General features: G+C 58.7%; 17 protein-coding genes. 9 read left to right on the top strand and 8 right to left on the bottom strand.

The features are described from left to right. Window positions 1-310: 310 nt before the first annotated feature. From LB577_RS27380 to LB577_RS27350, 7 genes are all read right to left on the bottom strand, one after another. Window positions 311-3,007 carry a hypothetical protein gene (locus tag LB577_RS27380; protein WP_224689690.1) on the bottom strand — a complete coding sequence of 899 codons (2,697 nt, stop codon included), beginning with the start codon at window positions 3,005-3,007 and terminating at the stop codon, window positions 311-313. After that, on the bottom strand, window positions 3,004-4,299 hold the full coding sequence (locus LB577_RS27375; RefSeq protein ID WP_224689689.1) for a hypothetical protein: 1,296 nt from the start codon (window positions 4,297-4,299) through the stop codon (window positions 3,004-3,006). The genes LB577_RS27380 and LB577_RS27375 overlap by 4 nt, the downstream gene beginning before the upstream one ends. A 166-nt stretch (window positions 4,300-4,465) precedes the next feature. Beyond that, entirely contained in the window at window positions 4,466-6,079 is a 1,614-nt protein-coding gene (locus LB577_RS27370) for a hypothetical protein (RefSeq protein ID WP_224689688.1), read from the bottom strand. A 9-nt stretch (window positions 6,080-6,088) separates the two neighbouring features. Continuing rightward, window positions 6,089-7,282, bottom strand: a complete 1,194-nt coding sequence (locus LB577_RS27365) for a caspase family protein (protein WP_224689687.1) — start codon at window positions 7,280-7,282, stop codon at window positions 6,089-6,091. A gap of 10 nt (window positions 7,283-7,292) precedes the next feature. Further along, window positions 7,293-8,483: a hypothetical protein gene (locus LB577_RS27360; protein WP_224689686.1), complete on the bottom strand. Its 1,191-nt coding sequence runs from the start codon at window positions 8,481-8,483 to the stop codon at window positions 7,293-7,295. A gap of 426 nt (window positions 8,484-8,909) precedes the next feature. Beyond that, window positions 8,910-10,793, bottom strand: a complete 1,884-nt coding sequence (locus LB577_RS27355) for a hypothetical protein (protein WP_224689685.1) — start codon at window positions 10,791-10,793, stop codon at window positions 8,910-8,912. Between the two features lie 10 nt (window positions 10,794-10,803). Further along, a complete protein-coding gene (locus LB577_RS27350; RefSeq protein WP_224689684.1) occupies window positions 10,804-15,078 on the bottom strand; it encodes a hypothetical protein in 4,275 nt (1,424 codons plus the stop codon). 259 nt (window positions 15,079-15,337) lie between these two features. Here LB577_RS27350 and LB577_RS33565 point away from each other — a divergent pair, with 259 nt between their 5' ends. The 5 genes from LB577_RS33565 (at window position 15,338) to LB577_RS27325 (ending at window position 22,820) form a co-directional block, all read left to right on the top strand. Then, window positions 15,338-15,811: a hypothetical protein gene (locus LB577_RS33565; RefSeq protein ID WP_411969343.1), complete on the top strand. Its 474-nt coding sequence runs from the start codon at window positions 15,338-15,340 to the stop codon at window positions 15,809-15,811. Window positions 15,812-16,882: 1,071 nt separating this feature from the next. After that, window positions 16,883-17,269, top strand: a complete 387-nt coding sequence (locus tag LB577_RS27340) for a hypothetical protein (protein WP_224689683.1) — start codon at window positions 16,883-16,885, stop codon at window positions 17,267-17,269. 913 nt (window positions 17,270-18,182) lie between these two features. Next, entirely contained in the window at window positions 18,183-19,844 is a 1,662-nt protein-coding gene (locus LB577_RS27335; protein WP_224689682.1) for an SIR2 family protein, read from the top strand. Beyond that, window positions 19,841-20,413, top strand: coding sequence for a hypothetical protein (locus LB577_RS27330; protein ID WP_224689681.1), 573 nt, complete (start codon window positions 19,841-19,843; stop codon window positions 20,411-20,413). Before LB577_RS27335 ends, LB577_RS27330 begins: the two co-directional genes overlap by 4 nt. After that, window positions 20,403-22,820, top strand: a complete 2,418-nt coding sequence (locus tag LB577_RS27325) for an AAA family ATPase (RefSeq protein ID WP_224689680.1) — start codon at window positions 20,403-20,405, stop codon at window positions 22,818-22,820. Before LB577_RS27330 ends, LB577_RS27325 begins: the two co-directional genes overlap by 11 nt. A gap of 246 nt (window positions 22,821-23,066) precedes the next feature. Here LB577_RS27325 and LB577_RS27320 read toward each other — a convergent pair whose 3' ends face one another. Next, window positions 23,067-23,282, bottom strand: coding sequence for a helix-turn-helix domain-containing protein (locus LB577_RS27320; protein ID WP_224689711.1), 216 nt, complete (start codon window positions 23,280-23,282; stop codon window positions 23,067-23,069). 163 nt (window positions 23,283-23,445) lie between these two features. Between LB577_RS27320 and LB577_RS27315 the strand changes: the two genes are divergently transcribed. The 4 genes from LB577_RS27315 to LB577_RS27300 form a co-directional block, all read left to right on the top strand. Next, window positions 23,446-24,090: a hypothetical protein gene (locus LB577_RS27315; protein WP_224689679.1), complete on the top strand. Its 645-nt coding sequence runs from the start codon at window positions 23,446-23,448 to the stop codon at window positions 24,088-24,090. Window positions 24,091-24,186: 96 nt separating this feature from the next. Continuing rightward, window positions 24,187-24,714: a helix-turn-helix domain-containing protein gene (locus LB577_RS27310; RefSeq protein WP_224689678.1), complete on the top strand. Its 528-nt coding sequence runs from the start codon at window positions 24,187-24,189 to the stop codon at window positions 24,712-24,714. A 369-nt stretch (window positions 24,715-25,083) separates the two neighbouring features. Further along, window positions 25,084-25,311 carry a hypothetical protein gene (locus tag LB577_RS27305; protein ID WP_224689677.1) on the top strand — a complete coding sequence of 76 codons (228 nt, stop codon included), beginning with the start codon at window positions 25,084-25,086 and terminating at the stop codon, window positions 25,309-25,311. Beyond that, a partial coding sequence (locus LB577_RS27300) for a recombinase family protein (protein WP_224689676.1) occupies window positions 25,308-26,959 on the top strand: 1,652 nt, incomplete at its 3' end. The genes LB577_RS27305 and LB577_RS27300, both read left to right, overlap by 4 nt.

Genomic DNA, 26,959 nt, shown 5'->3' with positions numbered 1-26,959 from the left:
CTTTCTGCGGATTGATTGTGAACTGTCAGACGACGCTTGTGACAAGATCTTCCGTCGCAACGCTATGCGCTTTCTGCCTCTCGAGCGTGGCAGTCGAGGCCGGAATCGCCTTCTTATGTACTATCGCAAAAATGGGCTTGATGACTTGATGAGTCTCGCTTGCCGACCGCGAGCCCGCGGCTCCTTGAAGAGCTTTTAGGCACTTAACTCGTCAGCTAGAAGGCTGACGCGGGTCGCCCGATCGACCGCTCTACAGCCATTCTTTGCAAACCGCTGCGACTGTCGCGGCTGGCCGGCGATGCACCGGCGATCAATCATCGAAACCTGGGACCACGCCAGCGAAAAGTGGCATCAGCCCGAGTCGCAGTTCCGAGCTCCTCCGCATGCGTGCGTGATAACCGTCGGTCGAGATTGAGCGCGGCAATTCGACTCCGTCCTGGATCCCAGCCATGAACAATGCGGCATCCAAGCCCGACGGCCCTATCTGCAGGCATCGTTCGATCAAAGCGCGCAACACCTCAGGTCGCTGGTCCGGGGGCAATTTTGTCAACTGAAGAAGGCGCTCACCCAACGCTGCATAGAATGCCTCTGCAGGCTGATCTGCGATGGTCGACAGATCGAACGGGGTGCCATCGATACCTACGCGCACCGCACGCCCCGTTAGAATCGCCGGCCGCAAAAGAGAGTTCTGCGCCGCGCGGTCCAATACGGCTTCCATGGCTTCGCGACGGCCAATTGCGCGCGCGAAGGCCAGCGACGCAAAGGTCCAGTTGTGGACGATGACTGGATTTGGTGTGGTCGGCATTGGCAGCGAGAATCCATTGAACAGCTGGGGCGAGGCGGCTGCCTTTTCCCAGAAGCCGTGCAGTGGTGCCTCGATTTCCGCCATGATTGACACCAGCGTCGGAGTTTCAATCCCCGCGTTCTTCGCGATCTCGTCATGTTGGGTACTCAATAACGTCAACGGCCGGTATGCATCGATTGCTGCGAAGCCACTACCGCCGCTCGCGACCGACGCCAAAAGTTTGCCCAATCCCGCTATTGCCGCTTCAACGCCGCGAACTCCCGAGATAGCGGGTGCGATCAGCAACGCCTGGGCGCAGCCGGAGGCCTCACTGGAGGCTACCATACCAGCTTTCTGGATTAGGCTTTCAACGACCTCGTCAAGGCGAGCTTGATCACTGGTGTCTTTCAAGATCCCGGGCTCGACGTCCCGAAGCCAATACATCAAGCGCTGTTGCTCGGCGCCCGTGTCCATAGATAGGCGAATAATTGCTCGAGCCAGCTGGCCGCCTAGCGCATTCGTATTATCCTTAGTCAGAGCAACAATCCGATCATTTCCAAGGAAATTTAGTGCGCTTCGCAAAAGCGGCGAGCCTTCTTGCGAACTGTTGGCGTCGCTGATTTTGTTGAGGACGAGTCCCACAAGCGCCTGGAGCGAGGAATAGCTGAATCGGTCCACATAAGCGTCGGCGGCGTCCAGCGCTTCAGTTATGGAATGCCAGCCCGCATTCCTGAAGCGATCTGCCAACATGTTGCCTACCGCTTCCGCGATGATAACCGAAAGCTCGGGCCGGTCTCTGCCGATAGTGCCTAAGGCTTTGGTCGCTTCAGTGCTTAGGCCGCTAACCGGACGCTTCGTTTGGTTAGGCTGTTGAGCAAAGCGAATGAGCAAATTCAACAAAGCTGTCGCGACGTCGATGCGTTCAGATGGCAGTACCTTCAGCCAGTTGCGAGCGAGGACGAGTATCACGCGCCGACGCTCAATTTCGGCGCCGGCATGCCTATTAGCATGTTGAACAGCGGCCTCGACTAATGGAAGTGTGACATAGGCCGCCACGACCTTAGGTTCCCAAAAAATTGTGTCCGCAGTCCGGTCACGGCCACTTTCAAGCAAGAGGCGAACGGCCATGAGGAATTCTTCCTCTAGAAAGTTCTTGCCGAACGCTGTCGTGAGGAAGTTGATGAGCGAACGCGCGTAGGACGCTTTTGTGTCGCGGCTCACTAGTGCCGAGCCGAGGGCTATCTGCCTACGCAGCACCGCCCAAAACCAGCGGTTGGAATCCTCTTGACGACCCTCTTGAGAGTTCGCGAGACCGTAACCGGGCTGATGTGCATTGATTAGCTGCGGTGCCAAAAGCACAGAACCGCGCTCGCCCTGAAACTCTAGATCACCGGCGGCCAAGTGGGCACCCATCGCGTCGAAACTGGCATTTAGAAGGGGAAGCGGATCGTTGCTCGGATGGCCGTCGATCAATTCGTCTAGCAGAGTGGCGGCGGCGCTGGGGCCGCGCGTTATCTGAACTGCTGCAGCGTACGACTGGCCAACGATTGTGCGCAGGGAAATGCCGAGTGATTCCCAACATGTTCCCGGTTTTATTCCAATTAGCTGACCAGCCCGTTGGTAGATGGCCTCTGAAGCTTCCCACCGGTCGACATCGGCAGCTAGATCGCCGAGATGCTTAAGCAATAGGGCCTTCACGGGCGATCCGTCGAATTCAGCGAGCTGCGCCTCAACGAAACTCAAATTCGCTGCATTGTTAGAAAGGCCAGCCGACAGCGCACTCATGGCGCTCACGATCGATCCGAGTCCTTCAACGCCTGCGATCTGATCGCTCCACTGTTCTATCCGCGCCAGGTCTCGATGACTTAGGACGAGAGCCGCCTTGAGGGCTGCGACGCTCTCGTTGGAGCTATCCTGTTGGTCACTTTCTAGTCCAATCGACTGGTCACCTTGCCAGACGATGCTTTGGAATAGCTGACTTAGTGCACGGGCCAGCGTCCCTCGCTTGGAGTGTGGCCGGTATGCCAGACTGGCCAAGGATGGCTGCCCCTCCGAAAGGTCGAATCGTGCGAGGTCGTCGAGGGTAATTTTGCCGCGGCCCCACCGCCGAACAATGGCTCCGAAGAGCTCAAGTACCAGCCCCGCCGGCAAAAAGTGCCGTACGACCAGCCATGCTGGTGCGTTGCGCTCGAAATCGTGTCGGCGACGGTCGACGTCATTCATGGCTCAACTCTCTCGATAAATTTCACCTTACCTGCTGCGTCATTCACGCCATCCCAGATTTCTATGCTGGTGAGCCGCGTCGCTTGCTCCCAAGGAGACACTTCGCGCAGAAGGCGATGAATGGTGAAGCCGAAAATCCTGCCGGCACCACTATATGAGGGATCTAGTGCAGCGATGAACCCTAGGGGAGACCACTTCGCTGAGATCGCCTCACCCGCCTCGGACCAGCGGTTATTCTTGTATCGTTTGCTCGGACGGCCCCACAGTGACACGGTTGTTTCCGGGCGGAAACTAAGTGGGGTTGGTGCCACTGGTAAGAAGACGCCTGAGAGACCAGCTGCGCTCGAGCGGTACTCGCGGAAGTTAGCGAGGACGATTGCTGCGAAATGATGGCGCGCACATGCCGGATCGCGCGCCGCCTCGAGGAACGCAGTCCGGAACAGGTCGTGCCAAATGCGAGGCTTTGAGCTGCCATTGCGCTGTCTTACGCTTTGCGGCGTACATGTGACGACCGAAACAATATCGATATGGTCGGGAGGCGCTTTTCCCAAACAATCGGCAAACCGATTGACGGCCTTCATAGGCGGATCCCGTCCCGAATCCGTCTCGAGCGGGAGGACATCAGAACATATTAGCGGTTGCAACGTGATCGTGCCGAGTTCCTTTCGCCGCGGCATTAGCGTGATCAAAGTCAGCAGATTTGCTTCCGCCATCGTTTGCCGTCGAGAAGAACTGATCTCGAACTTGGAACGAACGAGCTTGGGATGGAGACAAACTCTGGTGTGTCCATCCGCGTCGTTGAGAAAAAGACAACCAAGATTGAAGTAGTCGCGCGGATCCTGGTTCATCAGCCATAAGGTGAAGGGACGCAGATCTACCTTGGTCGTGGGCAGGATCGACGTGAGGTCGTCGACAAGTGCCTGCATTTCTGACGTGGAGAAAAGGTGGGGCCCGTTTTCATCGACACTCGCACGTAGACCAGTATGGACGCAGCCCGATGCTCCGAAGTTCTTAAACGCTTGAAGGGTATCACAAAGCGTTCCTGGTGTGATGAACGCTTCGGGGAAGGTGATAAGGTCAAAGCGACGGCTATTGAAGGTCGGAGCTCCCGCGTCATAGATGTCAAGCGGTCGACGAACTGGCTCTAGCATTGCGGTCAATGCAGCATTGAAAATTGCGGCATGTGAACTGGGGTGGTAGGCCGTTGGTTCGACCAGACGTACGCTGAACGGCCGCTTATCCCGGTCGAAGGGCCATCGCAGATGGGCGCCGCGGAAGCCAGGTTTTGTCACCGGTCATCCTTAGCTATTTCATCACACAGATCGATAATGGCGGTCAGGTTTGCGGATGACATGGGCCTATCTCGGCGGGCGACAATTGTTTAGACCTGCAGACGCATTAAGCGCATCCGCTAATCTCGCAACGCGTCGGTGCAAAGCGCGGTGCCTGCTAACCCCTCTAGTCCTCAAAGACAGTGACGGCGTTCGCTTCGCGCTGTTCCCTCCAATAACGCTCCGATTGCCTTGGTGGCGGAGGAGTCCCAATCCCGTCAGGGATAGCCTCGTCCCTCAAACCAATCGGCGCTGCGAATTTCCTTGAACCAGACGATGGGCGGTCCGGTGTGACTGAACGCTCAGTCGGCAAAGAGAGGTGAGACAGAAAGGTAGTCTCGCGAAATGGAAGCCCACGGCCGTTCCGTTGTCGACCCAGAGGTCGTATGTGCACGCCGGGGGTTCCTGAAGACGGGAGAGGCTCCAACACCGCCTGCGTCTGGACTTCGGTTTCTGCACTGGCGCTCACGGGGGCTAGGGGCAGCTGGACAGCGGTTCGACCGTAGCGCCCGCGGACCGTGGCAGGTCGCGCATAGACGAGGCGCTGAAGCGGTGTGCCATCGCTGCTCAGACCGAAGCCAGGATTGTCTTCTTGGCCAAAAATTGAGACCCATGTCGGCTCCGCGGGACTCAACCCCCGAAAAGCAAAATACGGGCCCAAAGGGGATGCGGCTCTGACATAAGCTTGCAGCGCCAAGTAAGATTCGTGAAACCTCTTCGTCTCATGGCGCCCGCGGTGAACCGCAGACATTGTGCGGTGAAGAAGTGCTGCGCCGATCGAGAAGATCGGCAGGCCACGGTCGAGAGCAACACCTATGCTTTTACGAATTTCGGTGTCCTTTGCACCTGTTGTCTGTGCCGCCAGCGTCGCTGAAAGGATTGCGCCGTCGGCAATTGCAGGAAACCAGTTCATCAGGTTCCTGACCCAGTCTGTGCGTTGGGCCAGTTTGTTGATTCGCAGAAGGAAATATCCCGCTGCAACCGCCGAGATGGGATCATTGATTTTCTCTTCCAAGAGGCGGTCCGCCATCTCCGGTATGTCAGCAAGCCGGTTCGCCTCAGTGACCGCGCCCCCCGAAAGGTACGCCAGAAGAATCTCATTGTCTGGCTGTTCACGGGATACCGTGACATCAATCGTGTCACCTTTCTCGCGTGCGCTTCGTGTCAACGCAACGCGCACCCGCTGGGCTGGCGGTAGGGTCACCAACCGCCAGCCGAACTCGTCTCCGCCGATTTGAAGCAAATGTGGGTTGTCAGGTACGGCAACAGTGATCTGCTGAACGCCGCTGCGATCACTCAGGCGATTTTCGGCATCAAGTGACCTGCTCTGCCATCGTCCGTCCAACAACGACCATAAGGTCATCCAAACCTTGCCGATCGGGCGGCGGCTCGCAATAACAGCCTGCGTGTTGCTGACCAGGTGATCCAACGGATGAAATGGCGTGACCCATTCAAGCCATTCCGTCGGCACTGTGCTCCTGATGTCGAAATGGACTTCGCCTTTGCCGCTCTTTAGCTCCACAATCTGCTGGGCGGTTTCCCCGCTAGGCGGCGTTATAAAGACGTGCACTCTGTCTAGCGGGCCGCGTTTGCCGTCTGCGAATGTCAAACTGCCAGGCCGGTTTGGCGAGGCAGTTCCCGAAGCGACTAGGTCACCGACGGCAGAATAAACGTCGACCGGGAAGGTTAGAAACCGATCGTCCTGGCTATTGGCGGTGATGTGAACTGTCAGATCTGTCACGTGATCCTCTCAGGACGAGACCGTAAAGCGGCGCCGGAATGCGGCCTGCGTCAGAAATTGCTTACTCAGGACCTGCTCTGGAAACGAAGTGGAATCAGTTGAGTTGGCGCCATAAGTCCACTCTCCTTGCTCCCGAACAAATTGGGCGGGACCGACTGCAAGTGGCTTAATATCGCGAGCTTGCGCGGTATCTTCCATGAAGGCCTGCGCCACGGGCCGAAAACCTAGCGGCACGACGTCCAATTCCAGCAAAATGGAAGGGCGCTTGGCTTGGATGTGCATTGGGACAGTCCAAGTGCCGTCACCCTCGGTGGCTCCAACCTTTTGACGATCGTCGCCGGCGTCCGGCTGCCCAAACTCCAAGAATGCTGAGATAGCTTCTCGCAGACTTGCAATCCCGACACCATAGCCGTTGCCACTTGGATGTTGAAGGCCACAATGCCCTTTAAGTGCCGCAAGAAGAGCTGCCGTAAACTTGGCGACACCGCCTTCGGGTGCGTAGGCTACGCGGTTGGCAGTGGTGGCGCGGAGGATCGCCCATTCATTCGTGGTGGGGGTACCGGTCCTTTTCCCACCTAAAAGAGCTCGTGGTGAGTCGATCTGGTTGATCATCTCTTCGCTGAGTTCCATGCAAGCGTCGATGAAATAGAAAAGACTCGCCCTGGCCTTTCGAATCGAGGCTTGGAGCGTATTCGTCAAGTGGAATACGGCATCCCAGGTATTGTTAAGATCTTCGCCGAGATCGTCTGCCACGAGATATTGTGTTAATCCGTCGCTGATGCCGTGACCGCAATAATAAAATACGCCGCGGCTGTCTGGATTGAGCGCGACCCGTTCTAGCCAGGCTAGGTACGCTGCTCTGATATTGGCGATTGTCGGTCTGGTGGGCGTGATGGAGCTGCCAAACGGCGTCACAAACGCATTGTTTGGTGATGTAAGCATCGCCACGGATCCAAGGGGCGCCTCGCTATTGAAGAATGCCTCGCTCGAATCTTTGGCTTGACCTGCGGGCAAGGCATCAACGCCGGTTAAAAACCAATTCGCGATGGCTTCCACCGAGAGCCTCGGCGACGACAGTGGCTTGAGGCTTCCGTATCCGGCCTTGGCGATGCTTGGGTACTCTCCACAGCCAATCAACAGTACATGCGTTGCGGCGGCAGTAGGGTCACCTTTGATAGCTTGTGATTCAAAAACCAGGCTCATCTAGGTTTCTCTACCGCGCGAGACGCATCCGCAAGCGTTTGTAGAAGCTCGGCCGGGCAAAGTATCCGCCATGGGCCTCGAGCATCCCATAGCCGGTGTCGTACTGAAAATCTTGCACACCCTGATAGATGCCTTCGGCACAGAATGAAAATACATCGTTTGTATCGAAGACGTTCAGCCACACCGCGACATTCGGGTTGGGCGAAATCCGATCTTTCTTCGGTTCTGTGGGCATTCCCGCCGGAAGCGCCCTGCCGAAGAGTGACATTTCTTCGAAAAGGCCGACTTGCGAGCCGACCGTTACGAGGTAGTCGACCTTAAGGTCTGGCGCAAAATAAGTCAGGATGTCGTAGACGATGACACCCCCGAGGCTATGACCTATAATTATCAGCTTGTCATCGCCAGCCTTCTTTGCTGCTTCGGCTGTTCGCAGCGCCCCAAGGACCTCATTGACGATCGGTCCGGGCACAGCAGCCGTGCCGCGGTTTTTGAGGTAGACGAACACATCCCCCAAGAACCGAGAAGCCTTTGTGTGCAGTGACTTCCTTGCGAGCGAGAGGGTGGCAGCCGTGATCGCGTCGCCGGGAGCCGAGCCCAGACGGGCCAATGCTTCCCGTGTCGACTGAAGCCAGCCACTCAAGCTGAGCGTTTCGAGTTTTGGATCGCCGTCGGGAAGTGCTTTTATCCCCTTCATGAGTTCGTCAACAAACTCGGCGTTCGATAGGGGCGGGGTTTTCATCGCCCATGCAGGCGCGGGGTTCGATTGCAGATAGCGCTGCGAGGCTTCATATGCAGCGGCGATCCTTTCGACATTTTGCGAGGCGTTTGATGTGGCAGAAGCAGTGTCCCACACCAAGTCGACTGCCTCCGCGAATCCTTTGGCGCGACTGAGATCGCCGAGATTGACGATGTCAGTTCCAGCCTGTTCACGGGCCTCCTGAAGTCGCAAGTCTATTTCGGCATTCGCTTGTCCGACGGCAAGGGCCTCCACACCACCACCACCAGGAAGGGAGGCCTGGTTCCATAAGAACTTCACCCCGTCGCCTCCCCAATAGGGAAAACTGATCGCAGTTTTTTCGACATCGAGGCCGAGCGGCCCAGCAAGCAGCGTCTTCAAATATTCTTGTTTGCGCGCTCGATCGTCTAGAAAATCGGCGTCCTCTTTGCGGTTGTTGACGCCATGAACAAAGACTATTGGCACCCCTGCATCCCCCTTGCCGTTGCCAGAATCAGCTGTAGGCCGGAGTTTGCCGTCTCACAACTGGAAAATGACAATAAAGTACAAGGAAGGGGAAGCGATTACACCATGTCGCTCTAAGACGGCTGACGAGATGGCGCGTCGGCAGACAATTACCGGCCGCTCACACCTTAACTTGTGATTTCTATGGTCCCGGAAGCTTTTCACCGGCGGCAACAGCTTGGTCCTACAACGAACCTGAATCGTGGCATGGGTTCAGCGATGGCGGTGGTAGTGAGTCAGTTTGAAACTGATGGCCGCATTCGTACCCGGACCTCGTCGGGCCGCGAGCATAGCGGTGGCACAGTGACAACTTCGGCTGGATGTCATAGTACGCCTAGCAATATGGGTCGGTCCAAGGCGAATTTTCGGCTCGATCCGTCGCGAAATTTAGGACCGAGCCAACCGGGCTGCTGCTCCGGCTCGCGCTAATAAAATCCCGAGTGCCGGATCAAAGGCTCGCATCATCAATATCAGCTCAGGCAATTCACTGATGGACGGGGGAGCCGGAATAGCGAAGGCTAGTCGTTCCAGCTTCTCCGCAAGCCAAGCACGGAGCGCGTGCTTGGTTGGCTGCGCACCGGCGCACTCAATGATCCGCCACGCGGCCTCGCTGGGGTGGCTGCTATTGGCCTCATCGGCAGAGAGCTCAATCACCGCATTGGCTATAGATTCGGCAAGGCTCGTGTCATGGTCGCGAGCGGCGATTTGAGAAAGCGTCGACAAGCCGTTGATCACGGGACGTTTGTCCGACGTTAGGCTCCCGCCTCGCAACCCCTCTAGCAACGATTTGATCGCCTCATGCCCCCGACGGGGAATGTTAAAGTGCATAAGCACATCCGTCAGCGGGTGGAACCTTTCCATGCTCGGCTCCTCGCAAAACTGATGGAACTTCTCCCCGATGCCACTTTCCGCGGGCATGTCCATGTAGGCTGCCTTCCGCTCTCCCTCCAGCAGTGAAGGAAGAAACATGGCAAATTCCATCCCTCGCTCCGAAATCGCCGCGCGGGCCTTCTCCGTATGCGGCTTCCATTTTGTGGCCCCATGGTTACGCACAGTGTGAACAGCATTGAGAGTTCGACCGACCATGTCGGCCACGAGGTAGCGTGGATCGATCCACTCTGGCCGCCACAAAGGCTGATCAAAAAAGCCCAAGAATACTGAGACGACAAACTCATTTCCGGACAGCCTCATAGCCCAAGGCACAATTTGATCGTAACGCAACTCCATTTTGGCGAAGGCCACAAAGATCGCGCTCGCATGTGCTGCGGCGGCGATCCTACGCCAATAGGCAGGCCGTTCTCTGAGTATCTCATGCTGCGCCAGGTAGGCAGTGGTGACGACGAACGCTGCCGCATAGACCCGACACGAATTCTCCAACCGGTTCATATCGCCAACCAGCTCGACGAGAAGCCTTTCACTAAGATCGGCAAACCGGCCTTGCGAAGCTGACAGTGAAGCGCAGACCTCAAACATCCCGACCAACGCGTACGGACTCGACCCAGGGATGTTGTCCGTTATGGCGACTGCAACGTCATCCGGGTCGGCGAGACTAAGTAACCCCACCGGCGTCAGTCGCGCAGATGCGCACGTTCCGATCAACGACTGAATGGCTCGACCAGGACTAACGCCAAGACGACGCCGCCACTCGTCTGTCAGTTCCGCTGCAACGTACTCACTCAAATTGCCCGCTTCCCGAGGTGCTGGGATCAGAGCATCCCAATAGCCGCAATGCTCAGGAAAAAAATCTTCTCGGGTAATATCTTCTCTCGCTTCAGCCTTCACCCGCAGTTCTTCCGCAAAAAGCTCCGGGCTTGCCGAGAACAGATCGACCGTTTCGACAAAAGCTTTCTCATCAAGCTTCGAGCGGGATAACCGAGCTCGAGCCTGGGCTTGCCCATCGGCGGGCAGTGAGAATCTCGACGCAAATTCGTCGAAGGCCGCCAGGCGCCGTACCTTTTTTGTCGCAAGAAGACTGGCGAAATTGAAACGGAAGCGATGCTGCGGCAACTCAACGATCATCGCGCCGTCACTCGCAAGGTTGAGTTTCGCGTCGACCTCCGTTCCCGACTGGTTTGTCAGCTTCACGCCCTTCTTCCCGTCCACGATCTTTCGAAACGCGCCAACAAGCTGTTCGAAGCTTACGACTTCCACGTCGCCGAGATGAACAGGCCGCTCAAGGGAAATACCGAAGACGCGGGCGAGTTCGCCATCGGCCAGGACGGCAGAGCGAATTGAGGTTGGAAGCTTTTGAAGGGCGTACATCGCCTTCATGCGCCGAAGCTTACTCGGAGAGATCGATATCACTACTCTCCTCCGAAATGGCCATCACGAATGTCTTAACGTGCTCGACGATGGCGTTATAAGTGCGCGGTGACCTTTCGTGCAGGCCGCCAACAACTTTCTTGTCAACCCATTTGAGATAATTGTTGAGTGCCGTGTCCGACAACTCGACGGGAATCAGGAGCCCGCTCATCATGGCCGTCTCGACAGCCGTGCTCCACCCCGGCGGGGGCTCTTTCCACCTGCCGATCCAATCATCCGGAACCGGCAAGGTCGCCAGCAGAGCGTCCGCGTACGATGAAGCGCGAGTTGGATCTGGCTCCACTTCCCATACCTGGATGATCGCGTGCTTGATCGCTGACCAGCAGCTTGCGAGCCAACGGATCTCGGCAGGGAACTGCGGCAACTCGCGCAGAATGGCAAGGTCAAGGCTTTCCCGGATCGCTCTGAACTCCGCGCCGTGACCAGGCCTGCCGTGCTGGACCGCAATCACCAGCTCCTCGGTATCGACCGGCACGAGACCGACACCTGCCTGGCGAAGTCTGTGTCGGCACAGGCGGCGCTCCCGATCGCTGATCGCGCCCCGCCGTTCCAAATCCGCTAGAATATCGAGCGTCGTCGCGACAGGACTCCTGTTTCCCTGCCTGTCGGCCGCGAATCCCTCTTTGTTTATTGCCCGATCGTCGATTACGACCGCATCGACGTCGCGCAGATCATGCAGCAGGTAGAAGGTGGACGAAGGCATGTCGTCGTCTTGTTCGTGTCGGCCCGGATTTCTCGCGCCGAACACAATTTTCCCTTGCAAATAAGCCCCGCGAATAGCGTGCCGGATCAGATTAATGAATTCGACTATCCGCTGGATGCCTTCTTCGGCATCGATAAGTGACTTGGCTTGCTGTTCAGTGGCAACATCGATGTAGGCTTGGTTGAACGCATCAAGGAAGGGCGCCAGGAGGTCGACGGTCATCAGATACGTCAACGACAGCCCGTCAATGAATATCGCTTTGCCAGTATCAGCCTTCGCGCCATTCGGCCATCGCTGGTCTTGCAGCCGGAAGAACTTGCGCGCGATACTTTCCGTCCCAGTATCAATCTTGCCTTGGTCGACCAACTCATCGAGCACCGAATGAAGGTCAATCAAATTTCGCTCATAGGCTGAAGCATCGAAAACCCGATTGTCTTCAAGCGACACCCGGCGGATCGGCGCCGGATGCAAAAGGACCCCTTCAAGGCGTTGGGCAGCTCGAAGCAGTCGAGCGACCTCTTCGCCCACGTCTTGCGTCAGAGAATCCGACGGATTGAGTCGGTCCTTCATAACTTTTAGCTGGTTTCGCGCGACCGCCTTTTCGATCGCCCGGGCTTCGACAATTCGTGACCGTTGCAGCTTATCGATGCGATTTTTCCCCGCAAACAACTCATGCAGCGCACCGGCCGGGATGATGGTCTGCTCGTAGGTTTCCAACACTTTTGGTAGCAAGCCGACCCATCCGAGAGTCAGCACAGCAGATAGATCGATCGCGATCCGCTTGACGTCTTCGAGGGGCGATGGGGGACGTGAGCCGCTGAAAAGCGGCAGAATTGATTTCCTCCGGCCATCGGGTTGTTCTGAGTTCTGGATCAGTCCACGAAGCGCGACATCTACGAGCGTGGTCCGCAGCCCCGGTGCGGCAATAAACAGCGGAAGATCGCCAGCCACCACCGACCCGGTGATGTTGCTCGTGCGCGCCGTCCATTCTCGCTGAGATGACAACAGCTCTTTGAGTTCAAAGCGCTTTACTGGCCCATCCGTACCGGACAAGTCGATTGCGCGCCGGAACCATTCTTGGGCTTCCGGCTTCTTGTTTTCCAGTCCGTTATCCAACACAAGAGAATACGCGCCGATCAGCACGTGCGCGTCATCAGGCGATCGTTCGATCGCGGCATCGATCAGGGCTTCTAAGTGCAAACCGCCGATCCCCTGCGCAAGATGCGCCGCACGAATGAGCTCCAGGCCACTATATCTGGATGACTGGGCGAGGTAGGCGCTGATCGGCGATGCCAGAGCCTCCCAGTCTCCCATTTCAATTGCTATGGCGACTTCAAGCTGTAAATCGCGTTCGCCTGGCAAGATGTTCACAAGCGAGTCGAGGGTTTGTCGAGCTTCCTTAAGCAAGCCGCCCCGGTATTGCACGATCGCAAAATTTCTTAGGAGTCTTCCGTCTTTGGTGACGATATCAGGATGGAGAACTGCCAGCCGCCTGAAGTTGGCTTCGTCACCGGATGCAGCGTATGCGACGAGAGCATTTCTGAGGTCTGTCGGATCGCCGGAAAGCTCGAACAGCTTCTCGGAAAATTCGCCGACCGCGCGGTCATCACTCTTCGCCATCAGCGCGTGAACAAAAGCACGAAGCGTTTCGCGGTTGGGATCGCGCTCATATGCCTTCTTATGCTCGGTAACCGGATCGGCTCCTTCCGCCTTCGCTATTTCAACTTCCAGCGCCTGCACGGTGGACTGATCCAGCCGTGCGCGCACTTGATCCAAGATCAAGCGAGCCGACGTGGCGTCGCCGGTTTTCGCAAGCGCTTGAATTTCCAGATTGGCAATGATTTCAGGCGAGAACAGCTCACCAAGTTGTTGCCGGAATTTCGCGACGACCTTCACCATTTGCGACGGATCGGCGGTGTGGAAGCTAAGGGTCAGGAGCGCGTTCAGGTCGTCGTCATCAAGTCCGCCAAACGCCTCGCGTTTTTCAAGATATGATCGAATCGGAGTTGGGTCGAAGACCGGATCGAATGCGAGGGCGAACGACAGAAACTGTACGGCAGTCCTGGGCTCTTCCATTTCACGTCGAAGGCGAGCAAGGGCGGCCTCCTTCAGAGTTGGATGCAGCATTTCGGCCCAGTAAATGTATCGATCAGCCACACCCAGGGCGTGCGTTAGTCCGAGGTCATGCAAATCCTTCCGAACAGCGCGGAAATCCGCCAACGCGAGATCGAGCTGCGTTGCGAACCCCGTGTCATCCCGGATCGGCAGCGCACCACGAATATCAAGTGGAACCCCCCTCGCGATGTGGATCTGATCCGCTTTTGGGAAGAGGAGCGCGAACCGAACGCACGCTCTCAAAAACAGGAGGTTCGGATCGAATTCGATTTGGCTGTCAGTTACCTCGGCGAGGTATCGTGCCGACTGTGCGAGGTCATGCTCGTTGATCGCTATCTCGATCAGCGTCTGAGCGCCGCCCGCAGATAACTCGGATACCGAAATCTTGGATCCATCGAACCACTTGCGTGCGTCGGCAGGACCTTGGGATGCAAGCAGAAGGTGGAGCAGGACGCCGCGACACTCAGGGTCAACTTCATCGCGTAGCAAGCGCACGGCTCCCGCAACATCGCCTCGTGCCGCCTGCAACCGCGCCTCCGCCGGCAAGATGGAATCCTCGCCCTTGGCCGTTCGACCTAATTCAAGAAACGTCTCCGCATCGTTTATCGCGCCGCGGACTGCTTGGCTTCGAGCAGCTCGCAGGAATATGCGACGCTTGAGCGCTGTGGACACCCATCGATTGCTCGCTTGCCGAAGATCGGTCGCCAGCAAAGCGAATTCATCGACCGACGCTGCTTCTACAAAGCCGCCCCGCCGGAGGGCGCGCATGTAGCGCGCGAAAAAGTCCCGCTCCAAAGCCTCTGCAAGGCTTGTCTGATTAGCAGCCGGATCAGTGAGAGCAGGTGGGCCAGCTCCTTCACCCGCTTCGGTGGGCGCGACACGGACACTGACGACATTGAGGATGCGATCAACCGAGCGCTGTAGGTCATCAACCTTGCGATCGACCGAAGCGAGAGCGACAAACCCGTAGTGTTTTTCTACTAGTTCGGGATACGTGGTCAGCCGGCGCTGAATTTCCTCCCAGCCCAGAACGTGAACTGAGAACAAACCGGCTTTGCGGTGCTCCTCGGTAATCTTGCGGGCGTGCCCCTGGAGGAGCTGGTCGTTCTCCGCTGTCGTCGCGATTGTGAATTCTGCTAGGGGCGGAGTGAATGACTTAGCCTTCTCGATCTCACTCGTGATCGACTCTTTGGTTAGTGGTGTGGGCGGCCAAACCTTCTTTCCTTTGCACTGCACACCAAGATGCGACCCCTCACGAGCGCCATAGATATCGACGCCATGTTGCCGTTGGCCCTGACGGCCGTGTCGCACTGTGTTGGGATCGTTCCACTCACGCGTAAACACATCCGCGCAGATATCCTCGAACTCGTCCCAGTTCTTTGGCGGTGGCAGTTGTGACGAGGGGATGGTGGGCATGATCTACTTGTCTGGTAAGGTTGCAGCCGTCCGTTCTGCAAGACCCTGCTCCACCAAATCCCCAACAAATCGGCTAAACGATGCAATATTTTGATGAATGTTGGCTTGTTGCGCACGCATTAGACCGGGCCGGGGCCACAGTCATTTCGCCATCGCGCTTGCAGCGAAGTTGCTGTTGTTCTGTCTCCATTCGGGCACCTGACTTGCAGAGATAGCGATACTGTTATCATCAGAAGCGTGGGAATTTAAGGGTGTTAGCATGACGAACCACGTAATTGGCTTGGCCCGCTTACAGTCCCTTGATCAACGGCGCGATGGCACGGTCGTGCTGGAGATGAGCACGCCGACCGACGCCAATGCGATCTTCGGCGTGCTCGAGCCCTATGCGCCGAGGCTGCATCTGGTCGGGTACGAGGCGACCGGATGGTCGGCCTGGCTGCATCGCGAACTCCAGGCGCGTGGCATGCCGATGGTGCTCCTGGAGATGCATCACGCGGCCCGAATGCTGGAGGCGCAGCGCGTGCTGACTCGCTTCAAGGGAAGCGATCTCATCAAGACCTGGGGGCTTAGGCTTGCGAAGACGAAATGCCACGCCAAGGCGCGTGTCGCGGTGGCGCGAAAACTCGCCGTCGTGATGCTGCGATGTGGGGTGACGGCACGTCCTACGTTGGCGACACGACGCGCGAACAGCATGACATCGACGCCCGGAATGCGCGAAAGGGGCGGCGCTTGAGCTACGCTAATTCATGGCGAGGTGATCCACACGGCCGTCCTGGAGACGGCACGAATGAGCTAGGAGCTCCGCGCGAGCGGATGAGAGATGGTACGGGCCTTGGAAACGGGAAGCACGATATTCTGCCTGCGGCCGGCGCTACCGGACCACGCACGAATGGCTGTGATGCTGCTCCGCAAATCCTATAGCGACATGTGCCGCGACGGTTCGAACACTGCTTATGTGCAATCCCACAGCCCCGTCGCAGAGCCCGGAAGAGTGCACGGCGTGCCTGATATCGAATGCTTCGCAGACCCTCGCGGCTCGGCGTGGAAAATCGGGCCTTTTACTGCTATGAAGGAGAAATGGCGATGGCGAATACTCGCACGAAATCGACCACAAATAGTACGGCCAAATAAGACGGCGAGATAAAAGGCCGCGAGGTGCGGCGTTGATCGGTCGTGTTGTTTCAGTGGGTTATCTGGGATTTCCGCGAGGTGCGGGCTTTCCCTGCACCTCCCAATATCGTCGATTTCCGTTCTTCGTCCGTAGCTTAGTGCGATGTGTGGTCCCCCGGCTGGCCGTAGTGGGGGCTGGGGCCGGGAAAGGAGGGCGGGGTCAGAGATTGTTCTTGAGGTGGCCGCTCGTCGTTAGATAACGAGCTGTTGGGTGGACTGCGTTAGCACCTCGCCGACCTAGCCTGAGGTGCCCGCGATCGGAGAACTGCCCGCTGCAGCAGAGAGGCGTCACTTCGGCCCGTGGAGCCGACGTCGCCAGCGCCGGCCGTAGGATGGCGGCCGAGCGCAGGCCTGTCGGCTGGCGCCATCCTCCGCATTGCAGATGCGTAGGCTTCACGCCCAGTGGAAGCGCGCCAGTCGCGACACGTCCGCCCTCAAATCCAAGGTTCCGTCGGAGTGTTCGTCGGGCACGGCATCCTATCCGAGATGCGGGCGCTACGCATCGTCCGGCCGCACTGGCTTTCGACTGCTTGGGTCTGCTGATCCTGACACGAATGCGCAAACCGTCGTGTTACGCTTCGATGGTTTTACGCCACTGGTGTGATGGCCATCAATGCAAATGGGAAAGGTTGCTATGTCTAGGATCAACCGTCGCGCCTTGCTCCTCCACTCCGGCAGCGTAGTCGTCGCCTCGTCGATGACGGCAACGGCGCTCGGTGCAGAGCCGCCGAGCCGAGACCAAGAACTGTCCAATAGTCTTCGAGCGCTGATTGAGGCGCACAAGACAGCCTATGCTGAGTTCGGCAAAGCCCTGCACGAGTTAGGCGGTGTCAGCGGCGACCCCGTCAGAGCCAGCCGGCAAGAGGAGAGGGCGCTGCTCGCCATCTGCGGCTATCCGGCTGTTGGGGAGCGGGATCGCCTGGCCAAGGCCCGATATCTTTTAGAGATCGAGGCACGCGGTGAACTCGACCTCGCAGAGCACATGCAGGCCGTTCTCCGGTCGACGATTTGGAAGGGATGATGCGACCGGCGCACGGACGACCAGGTGATGACTGTCTGGTGTGCGCCCAATCTCGGTCATTGACGTAACCTCTGCCGCGGTCTCAAAGCTGACATCGCGCACGTGGCGAACGACAGCAAACCAAATGGAGTACGGATGCCCAATGTCAAAGATGAGAGCGCTCTCAACAAGGAGCGCGCCAAAACAGAGAAGCTCCTTAAAAAGGTAGGATACACGGCGTTGAAGGAGGCTGGCGTGAAATCCAAGCGACCCGATCTCCCAAACCTAAAAATTGAAAAGCGAGGGAAGTAGCGCGGCCACTCGCGTGCTGACCTACTCGCAAACCTACGGAAGCCCCGGCCATTCTCTCATTTTGAGGAGTCGCCTGCAAATTGGATTTCACGGGGAGCGACGGGCTCGATGATCAGCGTTCGCGAGCGAACTGTCTACTTCCGGAATCAAAATCTCTGGATAGCAATGCGCCGCATGTTCGTCCTTCGATCGGCCGTTCGACAATCTTGAAAGCTGCCGTATATCACGACTGTTCGGCACCCCTACTTGCGCGCCGAGTGGTATTCGGATGGACTGACACTCCAAACTACGCCCAGCTGCCGCGGGACGCGTGTGCGGGTGCGCGAACTGCTGGGGTGCCACGACAGCGACACCCGTCGTGTGTCACTGATAAGATCCGCTGCGGGCGGAAGCAGTTGCTGGCGGCGATCGCACAGTCTCGGCTTGCAATTGGGCCTGTTACTGCAAGTTGCGTTATCACGATCTCGCCCGTAGGATTCGACTTCGATTTGGGTTAGACGAGCGACTATAACTGCTCTTGGGGAGGGAGTGCCATGGATTGCCGTAGCCCGACGAGATTGATGCGCAACGTCTGATGCCGCTTCCTCCTGCCGCAACCATCAGCGTCGTGGACACCCTAGCGATGCTCGACGGCCCCAAGCGCGCCTTGGCGGACGGTATCGCCAACGACCGCTACGTCTTCTGGCTGGGTTCCGGTATCTCCCGCGAGAAGATGCCCGACCTGTCGGATCTGGCGAAGAAGCTCCTGTGCACGTTGCAGGGCAGGATCGAGCAGGCCGATCCCAACTGCCGGTATCGAAAGGCGCTCGAAAGGGTCGTGTCACTGACCACGCCAAGCCCGGAGGAGTGGGTGGTCATAGACTGGGCGATCGCGCCCGACGCTTGGCCGGTCTACGACGCTATCGCTTCGCGACTCGTCAACAACTATGCTCGCATGCTCAACGTCCCTGTCGATGGCGAGGACGAGGATTTCATGCTCTGGGACGTCCTCGACGCCGCAACGATCTATTCCAATCCGGCCGCCGAGCCGGATGCCGAGCATCTCTGCCTCGCCGCGCTTATCTGCGAGGGCGTCGCGTCGCAAATGCCATCCGCGAACTGGGACCCCCTCGTGGAGAGGGCGATAGCTGTCCTTGCCGGCGGCCAACCGGTCTTGCGGGTGGCGATCGCCCCGGACGACGTGCGATCGAACAGTCGACGCGGGAACCTTTACAAGTTCCACGGATGCGCCCAGGCCGCGCACGACGACGGCCCGAATTATCGGCACCTGATGGTCGGCCGGCAGAGTCAGATCAATAGCTGGATCGCCGACAGCCCGGTAATGGCCAGCTTCCTGACCCACCTCATAGTCACCAAGCCCACGCTGATGCTGGGGCTATCGGCGCAGGACGCTAACATCCAGAGCCTGTTCGTCCACGCTCGCGTGCAGATGGCCTGGCCTTGGCCGTCGAGTCCGCCCGCCTATGCCTTTTCCGAGAACGCGCTTGGGGGCGACCAAGCCGGCCTTCTACAGAACGTCTATCGCGGCGCCTACACTGCCGTCACAAGGCCGCAGATCGAGGACGAGGCGCTGGTCAAGGCCTATGCGAAGCCATTGCTGCTATCGCTCTACCTGCACGTTTTCGTCGCCAAGCTCGAAGCCCTGCTGGCCCACTGTCTCGAAGGTCTGCCCGCAGTAGACCGCAACAAGCTTCTTGGCGGTCTTCAACATGCGCGCGATGCCGTCGCCGGCCACATGGCACCGACGCCTGAATTAGTTCGAAAGCTGATTGTGAACGTCGGCAGAACCATCTCAATGCTCCGTGGGGGCAGCCTTCCGACTCCGGCCAAAGGGCTCTATTCACCCTTGACGCCGGAGCCGGTCGACCGGATGCCGGCCGATCCCAACCTCGCCACGAGCGGTCTCGGAGAGTTCGCCGTTGCCTCGTCCTTGATCGGGCTAGGACTTCAGCGGGGCTTGTGGTCTTCAGAGGCTGCCGATCTCTCCGACGACGCGTCCGGCGCATTCGTAGTGCATGGTCGCAGTGGTCCCGCCAGGATCTATTTCGCCGCCGGTCCGCACGCAGCGATACGATTGGGCACGAATGGGCTAATAGCCGACAACGACGACGCTGTGATCGTGCATAGCCACGAGATCGCGCCACAGCAGGCCCGCACCCCCAGGCGGGCGCCCGGGCGGACGGGCCTGGCATCGCTGCGGGAGGTGAGCATCCAGGCACTCCTCGAAGAGGGCACCGAAGTGGAGGACCTGATGGAGCGTTTCCGCAGCAAGATCGCGCTATGACGCCGTCGCCGACGGAGCGCGTGGCCGAGCTACTGACCGGCCGGAGATACCGGAGGCTTTCCCAGCCGCTGCAGGTTGCGGGTTTGACCTTCGACGTCGCCGGCGCCTTCGTGGGCCTCGAGACCGCGGCCGATCTGGTCGTGATGGTCGATACCGCCACTCAGGGCGAGCGCAAGGCCCTGCAGCAGATCGAGGGCATCGCGAGGGCACTCGATGTCGTGCGGTCGCGCCGATCGCTCACGACAGTTATCGTCGGACCTAGGCCCGTCGGAAGATCGATGGAGTTGCTGTCCCAGGTGAGCCGCGTCCTACCCGTGGGGGAAGCGGCAGACGAAGCGGACCTCAAGGACCGGCTCGCGATCCTGCTGCCCCTAGTCGTTCCGGTGAGCAATCCGGCCTCCCACGATCTTGGCACTGCATCCGAAGCCGCACTCGCAAACGACCCCGTCGCCCTGGCGCTGATGAACGCCTCGGCATCGGGCGAGAACGCGGTGCGCGATCTCTTCCACGAGATGCTCGCCCAATCGCTGCGGGTCGCCGACGACGAGGATGCCGCAGATGCGTCTTAAATCGCTACATGTGAAGGATTTTCGGAGCATAGACGGCGAGGTCAGCGTCTCGCTAGACGCGCCGATCGTCCTAATCCATGGCCCGAACGGCGCAGGGAAGACGAGCCTGCTCTCCGCGTTGGAATTGGCGCTGACGGGATCGGTGCCGTCCTTGTCGCGGGCCGAACCGGATTATCTGAGGTTCCTGCCGCACAAGGATAGGCCGCATGGCCTAGTCCGGCTCGAAGTTGATCTTGCGGATGGCTCGACCGCGAACAGCGAGATAAAAGTCACGACAGGAGGCATCAGGGGCACTCCGATCCTCCGGGTGGACGACGCCACCTTCTTTAGCGAGCGCAGCTTCCTCGCGCAGTCTACGCTGGGTCGCCTGCTAGAGATGTATCAGCATTCGGAGAAGAAGTCCGATACGCCACTCACTCGCTTCGTCAAGGAGCTGCTGGGGCTCGACCGCATGGAAGCGGTGATTGAGGGGCTGCATTCTGCGGGCAACATCACTCGGCTCAAAGCGCCGGTGCCCGACTACGGCGCTGTCCGCGAGGAGATCGCCGGCGCCGAGGCCGAGATCGCCGATCTGGTCAGACAGGTTGAGGCCTCCGTAGCTCGCGGCGCCGAGTTGATCAAGCAACTCGAGGAGGTCTTCTCTTCGGCGCAGATTCCCCAGCCGATCTATTCGTCGCGCCATGAGATCGATACGGCGTTGGCCGGAAATTATGGCGAGGACATACTGAGGAATCTACTCGCCTTCTTGCGCGAGGTTGACGTGGCCGGCGCCGGCATTGTCGGCACGAGCGACGCCGACCCGTCTCTCGACAGGTCGGCCATCGAGAGGTCCAACCAGGACGCGCAGGCGGCCTCGAACGCGTGGGCCGCCGAGCATGCCGACGACATCGAGGCCGTGCTGGGCCGCGCGGAGGCCGGCTTCGCCGATGCATCGGCGACCTCCGGCGACTACTCGGAGCGAGGTCGCTTGATCTCCGTCCGACTAGGCCCGGAGTTGCAGAGGATATCGGATCTGCTGAGCAGGCACGAGCAGGCCGAAGCGGAACGGGCGCGGATGGAGCAGGCACTGGCGGAAGCCACGACGCGGTTGAAACGTCTCGACGAGCAGATCAATACGGCGGCCGGTGCCAACGAGGCGATGGCGCGCGCCCTCTCCGAGTTGAGTACTCACATCCACGGAGACATCTGTCCGGTCTGCGATCGCGATTTCTCTGACGTTGGCGAGGTTCCGCTCGCCACCCACATCGCCCACAAGGTCGGGGCTATAATCGACCATGCCGGCAGGCTGCAGGCGCTCACGCGCGATCGGTCGACAACGAACGCGTCAATCGCAGATCTCGAACGACAGCTGTCTGCCTTGGTCACCGCCATCATACCCGAGACCGAACTGTCCCAGCTCAAGTCGCGTGCCGCTGATTTCACTGAAATCAGGCAGCGACTGGAGGATCTGGCGCCGCAGATGCAGGTCGGAAATCGGCTGCGAAGCGCTGCGGCGGAGGCGGCGCGGCGGTTGTTCGTTCTCCAGAACGCCGATCATTCGATCGTGGTCCGGCGTCAGGCTATTGAGGATATTGCCCGGCGGGCGGGAATTTCGTTCGACGAGAATATGGCCACCGAGCCATTGCTGAGCGCGGTGCGCGATCGCATTCAGTTGCAGCACGACCAGGCGCGCCGACTCCAGGAGACACATCTGGGAGGAGCGCGCTTCGCCCAGCGTCTGCTTGCGGAGGACGACGCGCGGGACGCTCTCTTACGCCGACGGCAGGCTCTCGAGAACCGGCTCGCCTCGCTCCGGGAGCGCAAGGGAGCATCCGACAGGATCATCGACACCGCCAAGGATCTCGTCAGGAACACCCGCGAGGCGCGCGGGCAGGTCGTTCGCAAGGTGTTCAACGATGAGCTCAATGCGACGTGGCGGGATTTGTTTGTACGCTTGGCGCCTGAGGAGCCGTTCATCCCTGCATTCGCCATTCCCGACGGTACCAGCGGCGATATTGAGGCGGTGCTGGAGACGCACCACAGGCGAGGGGGTAAAGGCGGCAACCCCAGGGCGATGCTGAGCTCGGGCAATCTCAACACTGCGGCGCTGACCCTGTTTCTGTCTCTCCACCTGTCGGTGAAGGCCAGGCTTCCTTGGTTGGTCATCGACGATCCGGTCCAGAGCATGGACGAGGTCCATATTGCCCAGTTCGCCGCCTTGCTACGGATGGTCTCCAAGCAGATGAAGCGTCAGGTCATCATTGCGGTTCACGAGCGTTCGCTGTTCGATTACCTTGCGTTGGAGCTCAGTCCGGCTTTCGAGGGCGATCGGCTCAATGTGATCGAACTGGGCCGAAATGCCATGGGGCAGACGACGGGCCGATGGGATCCGCGACTGTTCGTCGAGGACAAGGCGGTTGCCGCCTAGCAGGTGCAGGCTGCAAGCGCGGCGCGCTCAAGCGCAGCTGTCTGATGTGCAAGGCGACAGCATGAATGCCGCGGCGGGATGCAGGTCTGCTGTGGACCAATCTAACGACAGACTGCCGGTTGGTTATGTGTCGGTAACGGAACGACCGCTTTCTGCAATATCCGTCGTTAATTAGACGATCTGCTGTCGGCCCCGTTGCGGCCATTTCGCAACTCGTCTGATTGGCCGCCACGCGTCTCGCCACAGTCACGGTCGCCGCAACCTCACGCCCGGATGATTGCCATTCGTAAATTCAACACCCTCGGCCTCAAGAACAGCACGAATTTTGTCTTGGGTTTCATCGGAAACGACGGCGGCGCGCCCACTGTCGCTCTCACAACGTTTTACCGTCGGAATAGAAACACCAGCCCTACGGGCAAGCTCCGATTGTGAGAGAGCTATCAACGCTCGAGCCGCTCGCATTTGTGCTGCTGTCACCAATTTCTATTTGATCCCTTTAGATCATTGCGTTATGATCCAAAGGTATCAGTGGATACCCTTGGCCGTTGGTCTGGGGCGCGGCTAGACGCGGTGTTGACGCACCATGCCTAGCCTGACCACGCCTAAGCTTCTGGGAGCTCGGATCATGGCTGATTCCGACAATAACACGACTTTGCCTTTCGTCACCCGCAGGAAGGTGCTTTCGGGAACAGCAACCGCAATGGCGGCGACGCAGACTACATCGTTTGCTCGCATCGACTTGGAGGGTGATGACGCCATTGATCCTGCGGTGGCGGTGTGGAAACGATGGCAGGCGGCTTGGGAAGAGGCTGAAAGGCTTTGCAATCAGCAGCAGCGGCTGGAGAGGGTACTTATCGAGAGTGTTGGCTTCCCTTGCACGACAGTTACCTTGTCCGACGGAGAGAGCGTGACAGTTCACTCCGTTGAAGCCCTCCAGGAATTGCTCGGTGTTCGTCCGGCTAACACAGTGGCCCGTACCCAGGCTGAAGCTGAAATCGTAGCCAATCAGGCGCGCTGGGATGCCGCCGCTAGGGAGATTGGCTATTCGACAGCCTTACTTGCTGAGCGCGAAGCTGGCGAGCGGGCGAAGGAATTACTCGAAGCCTTATCCCAAGTTCCTGCAACGTCGCTCGCCGGTATAGCCGCCAAGCTAAATGCAGCGCTTAGGGAAGGGGAGTATTCGCTACATGACAGTGAGCCGCCGTGGCCACAGATCCGCTCGGCGTTAGACGATATAACTCGGATTAGAGAGCAGAAAGTCTCGAGCTGAAATTCGGCAATAAGGTACCGAAAACGCGATCATTCGTCGGTTTGGTGATTTTCGCGGGGGCTTACCGAGACAAACTCTCTACACATGGAGCGACTGATGCAGTTCCGAAAAGCATTTGCGGAGCCAGGGCGCCGCAGCGTCTTCAACGCACCGGTAAACGATGGAATCGAGGGTGGTCCGCACCCTGCTGATCAATATGTGGGCAGGCAGATCGCCGCGGTTCGCGTGCAGTCGGACGTATCGCAGGCCCAGCTTGCCCGATCTATAGGCATCAGTTTTCAGCAGCTTCAAAAATATGAGAACGCTAGAAACCGCGTGAGCGCTTCCATGCTCTACGAGATCGCTAGTTCACTAGGTGTTCCGGTCGGCCGCTTCTTCGAAGGCTTGCCGGGCAATGAGACCGATCGTGATCCTCCTCCGCTGCCGGTCGACGAACGCATTAATTTTATTGCCAGCGCGGAAGGTCGACGCCTGATTGAAAGGCTTGTGCATCTCCATCCGCGAGTGCGAGGTCGGGTGTCGTCTTTAATCGCAGCATTAGGAGAGGAACTGGCAGTCATCGACCCAAAGCAGGAGAGCGCAAGGTCCAGCGAACCCATGCCGGTCGAATGCAGGCCGGCTTGACCGGCAGTTATGGCAAAGCTCAACGAGTTCCCTTCGACGGCTGGAATGGCGAAGTTCGCGCTGTCGCTTCGATCCGCACCGCCAAGGAGGGGATGGTCGAGCGAGTGTTTCCCGAAGAGACCTCGACAACGGCTACATCGCCGCAGGCAGGGAAAAAGTGGCCCTGTCGTTGCCTATGGCGATGACGGGAGCGTTGCATGAAAAAGCTTCCGAACGCATCCCAAGTTCCTGCCATAGGCTTCCCAGCAGCACGGCTGCAGCCCGTGCGATCTAGATTCGCCAGTTCGGCGACTATCCGATTTCCGCGACGAAGGGTCCCAAGTGCACGATCGAAGGGGTGTGCCCCTTTTATCGCCGGTCGTGTTAGTGATGCTCGGCTTCGTGAAGTCGGCACGACACAGACGCGATGGTGGATTGCTGCGCGAAACCGCCCCAGCGGTAACGCCGGAGGAGCTTCGCACAGCCATGCTTAAGTTTGTCGAAGCACTCGCCATCGCCGATGCCAGAGGCGATCATCTCAAATCCGTCGGCGCTTCGGCTGGCCGAAATGCTGCCATGGATGCAGATCGCTGCAAGAAGAAGGCTTCCGACACATGAGGCGGGCCGCTGTCTACGCACGCTTTTCGACCGAGCTGCAGAACGAAAAATCCACTGAAGACCAGATTGCTCTGTGCCGTGCTTACGCAGCGCGCAACGGTCTGGCTATCGTTGCGGTCTACGAGGACAAGGCGCGCTCCGGCTCATCTATATTGGGTCGCGACGCGCTGATGCGCCTGATGGAAGCTGCGGGCCAGAACGCGTTCGACATCGTCGTCGTCGAGGCGCTCGATCGCCTATCGCGCGACATGGCGGATCTCGCAGGTCTTCACAAACGTCTTTCTTTTCTCGACATTGAAATCCAGGCTGTTCATGACGGTATCGCCGATGCGGTGCTGATTGGTATTCGTGGACTTGTCGGTCAGATGCAGAGGGAGGATGGCGCAAAGAAAGTCCGTAGGGGTATGGCTGGAGTCGTCCGTGATGGACGTCATGCCGGAGGCCGGGCCTATGGCTATCGACCGGTCTTGGGCCATCCTGGCGAACTCGAGATCGTCCAAGAGGAGGCAGACGTTATCCGGCGTATTTTTGCCGCTTATTCGGCCGGTCGCGCTCCACGTGACCTAGCCGGTGACCTCAACCGGGATGGGATAGCGCCACCGCGGGGGATACGGTGGAACGGTTCCACCATCAACGGAAATGCACAGCGCGGCGTAGGTCTGCTCTTCAACGAGCTCTATGTCGGTCGGATCGTCTGGAACAAGGTCCGAATGGTGAAGAACCCCGATACTGGCAAGCGTGTCTCCAGGCCAAATCCAAAGGACCAATGGCAGACGAAAGAAGTTGCGCATTTGCGCATCATCGAAGACGAAACTTGGCACAAGGCGCAGGCTCGCAAAGCAGCGAGGGTGAACGCAACCTCCCATGTCAAGCGTCGGCCAGCTCACCTGTTGTCCGGTCTGCTCCGCTGCGGCGTTTGCGGTTCAGGTCTGTCGGTTCACGATCGTGATAAGACAGGCAAGACGCGGATTCGGTGCTCGGCAGTTCGAGAAAGCGGGAGCTGCTCCAATCGGCGCATCATCTATCTGCCCGAGATCGAAAAGGCGGTCCTTGATGGCATGCGCGACCAACTGAAAGCCCCCGACCTCATCGAGGCATACATCCGCAGATACAACCAAGAGCGCCGAGAATTGTCCGCACAGGCGAATGCGATGCGCACAACGCTGCAAGGCAAGCGCGATCGGATAGAAGGCGAACGGCAGCGCACGATCGATCTTGTGATCAGGAGCGTCATTGCCGAAGAGGATGCCAAGCGGCGTATTGCAGAACTCAAGACGCAGCTTTCCGAGGTAGAGGCACAGCTCTCCGGTCTCGATGAGCCGCCGTCACCCGTAGCTCTCCACCCTGCGACCTTGCAGCGTTACATCGAAACCGTCGACGGCCTTTCAAAGGCGTTGGCCGACCACGCAACTGCTGCTGACGACCGTGGCCCGCTGATCCAAAACCTTCGAGGACTTGTTCATAGTGTCACCGTGCACCCCAAGCGGGCACGTGAGGGCTTCGAAATCGAGGTCAAGGGCAAGCTTGCCGTCCTTATAGGCGGGGCCGCATTTCCCAATGCACGGTATACTGAAAAGCCCACCGGACTAGGCAGCCGCTTCAACGCCGCCGTTACGTACGATAGTGGGTTGGAAGTGGTAGCGGGAGA

This window comes from Mesorhizobium sp. B283B1A (assembly GCF_020165735.1).
Taxonomy (GTDB): Bacteria; Pseudomonadota; Alphaproteobacteria; order Rhizobiales; family Rhizobiaceae; genus Mesorhizobium; species Mesorhizobium opportunistum.
Note: the sequence above shows the minus strand (reverse complement) of the source record. Positions and strands in the feature narration are given on the sequence as shown.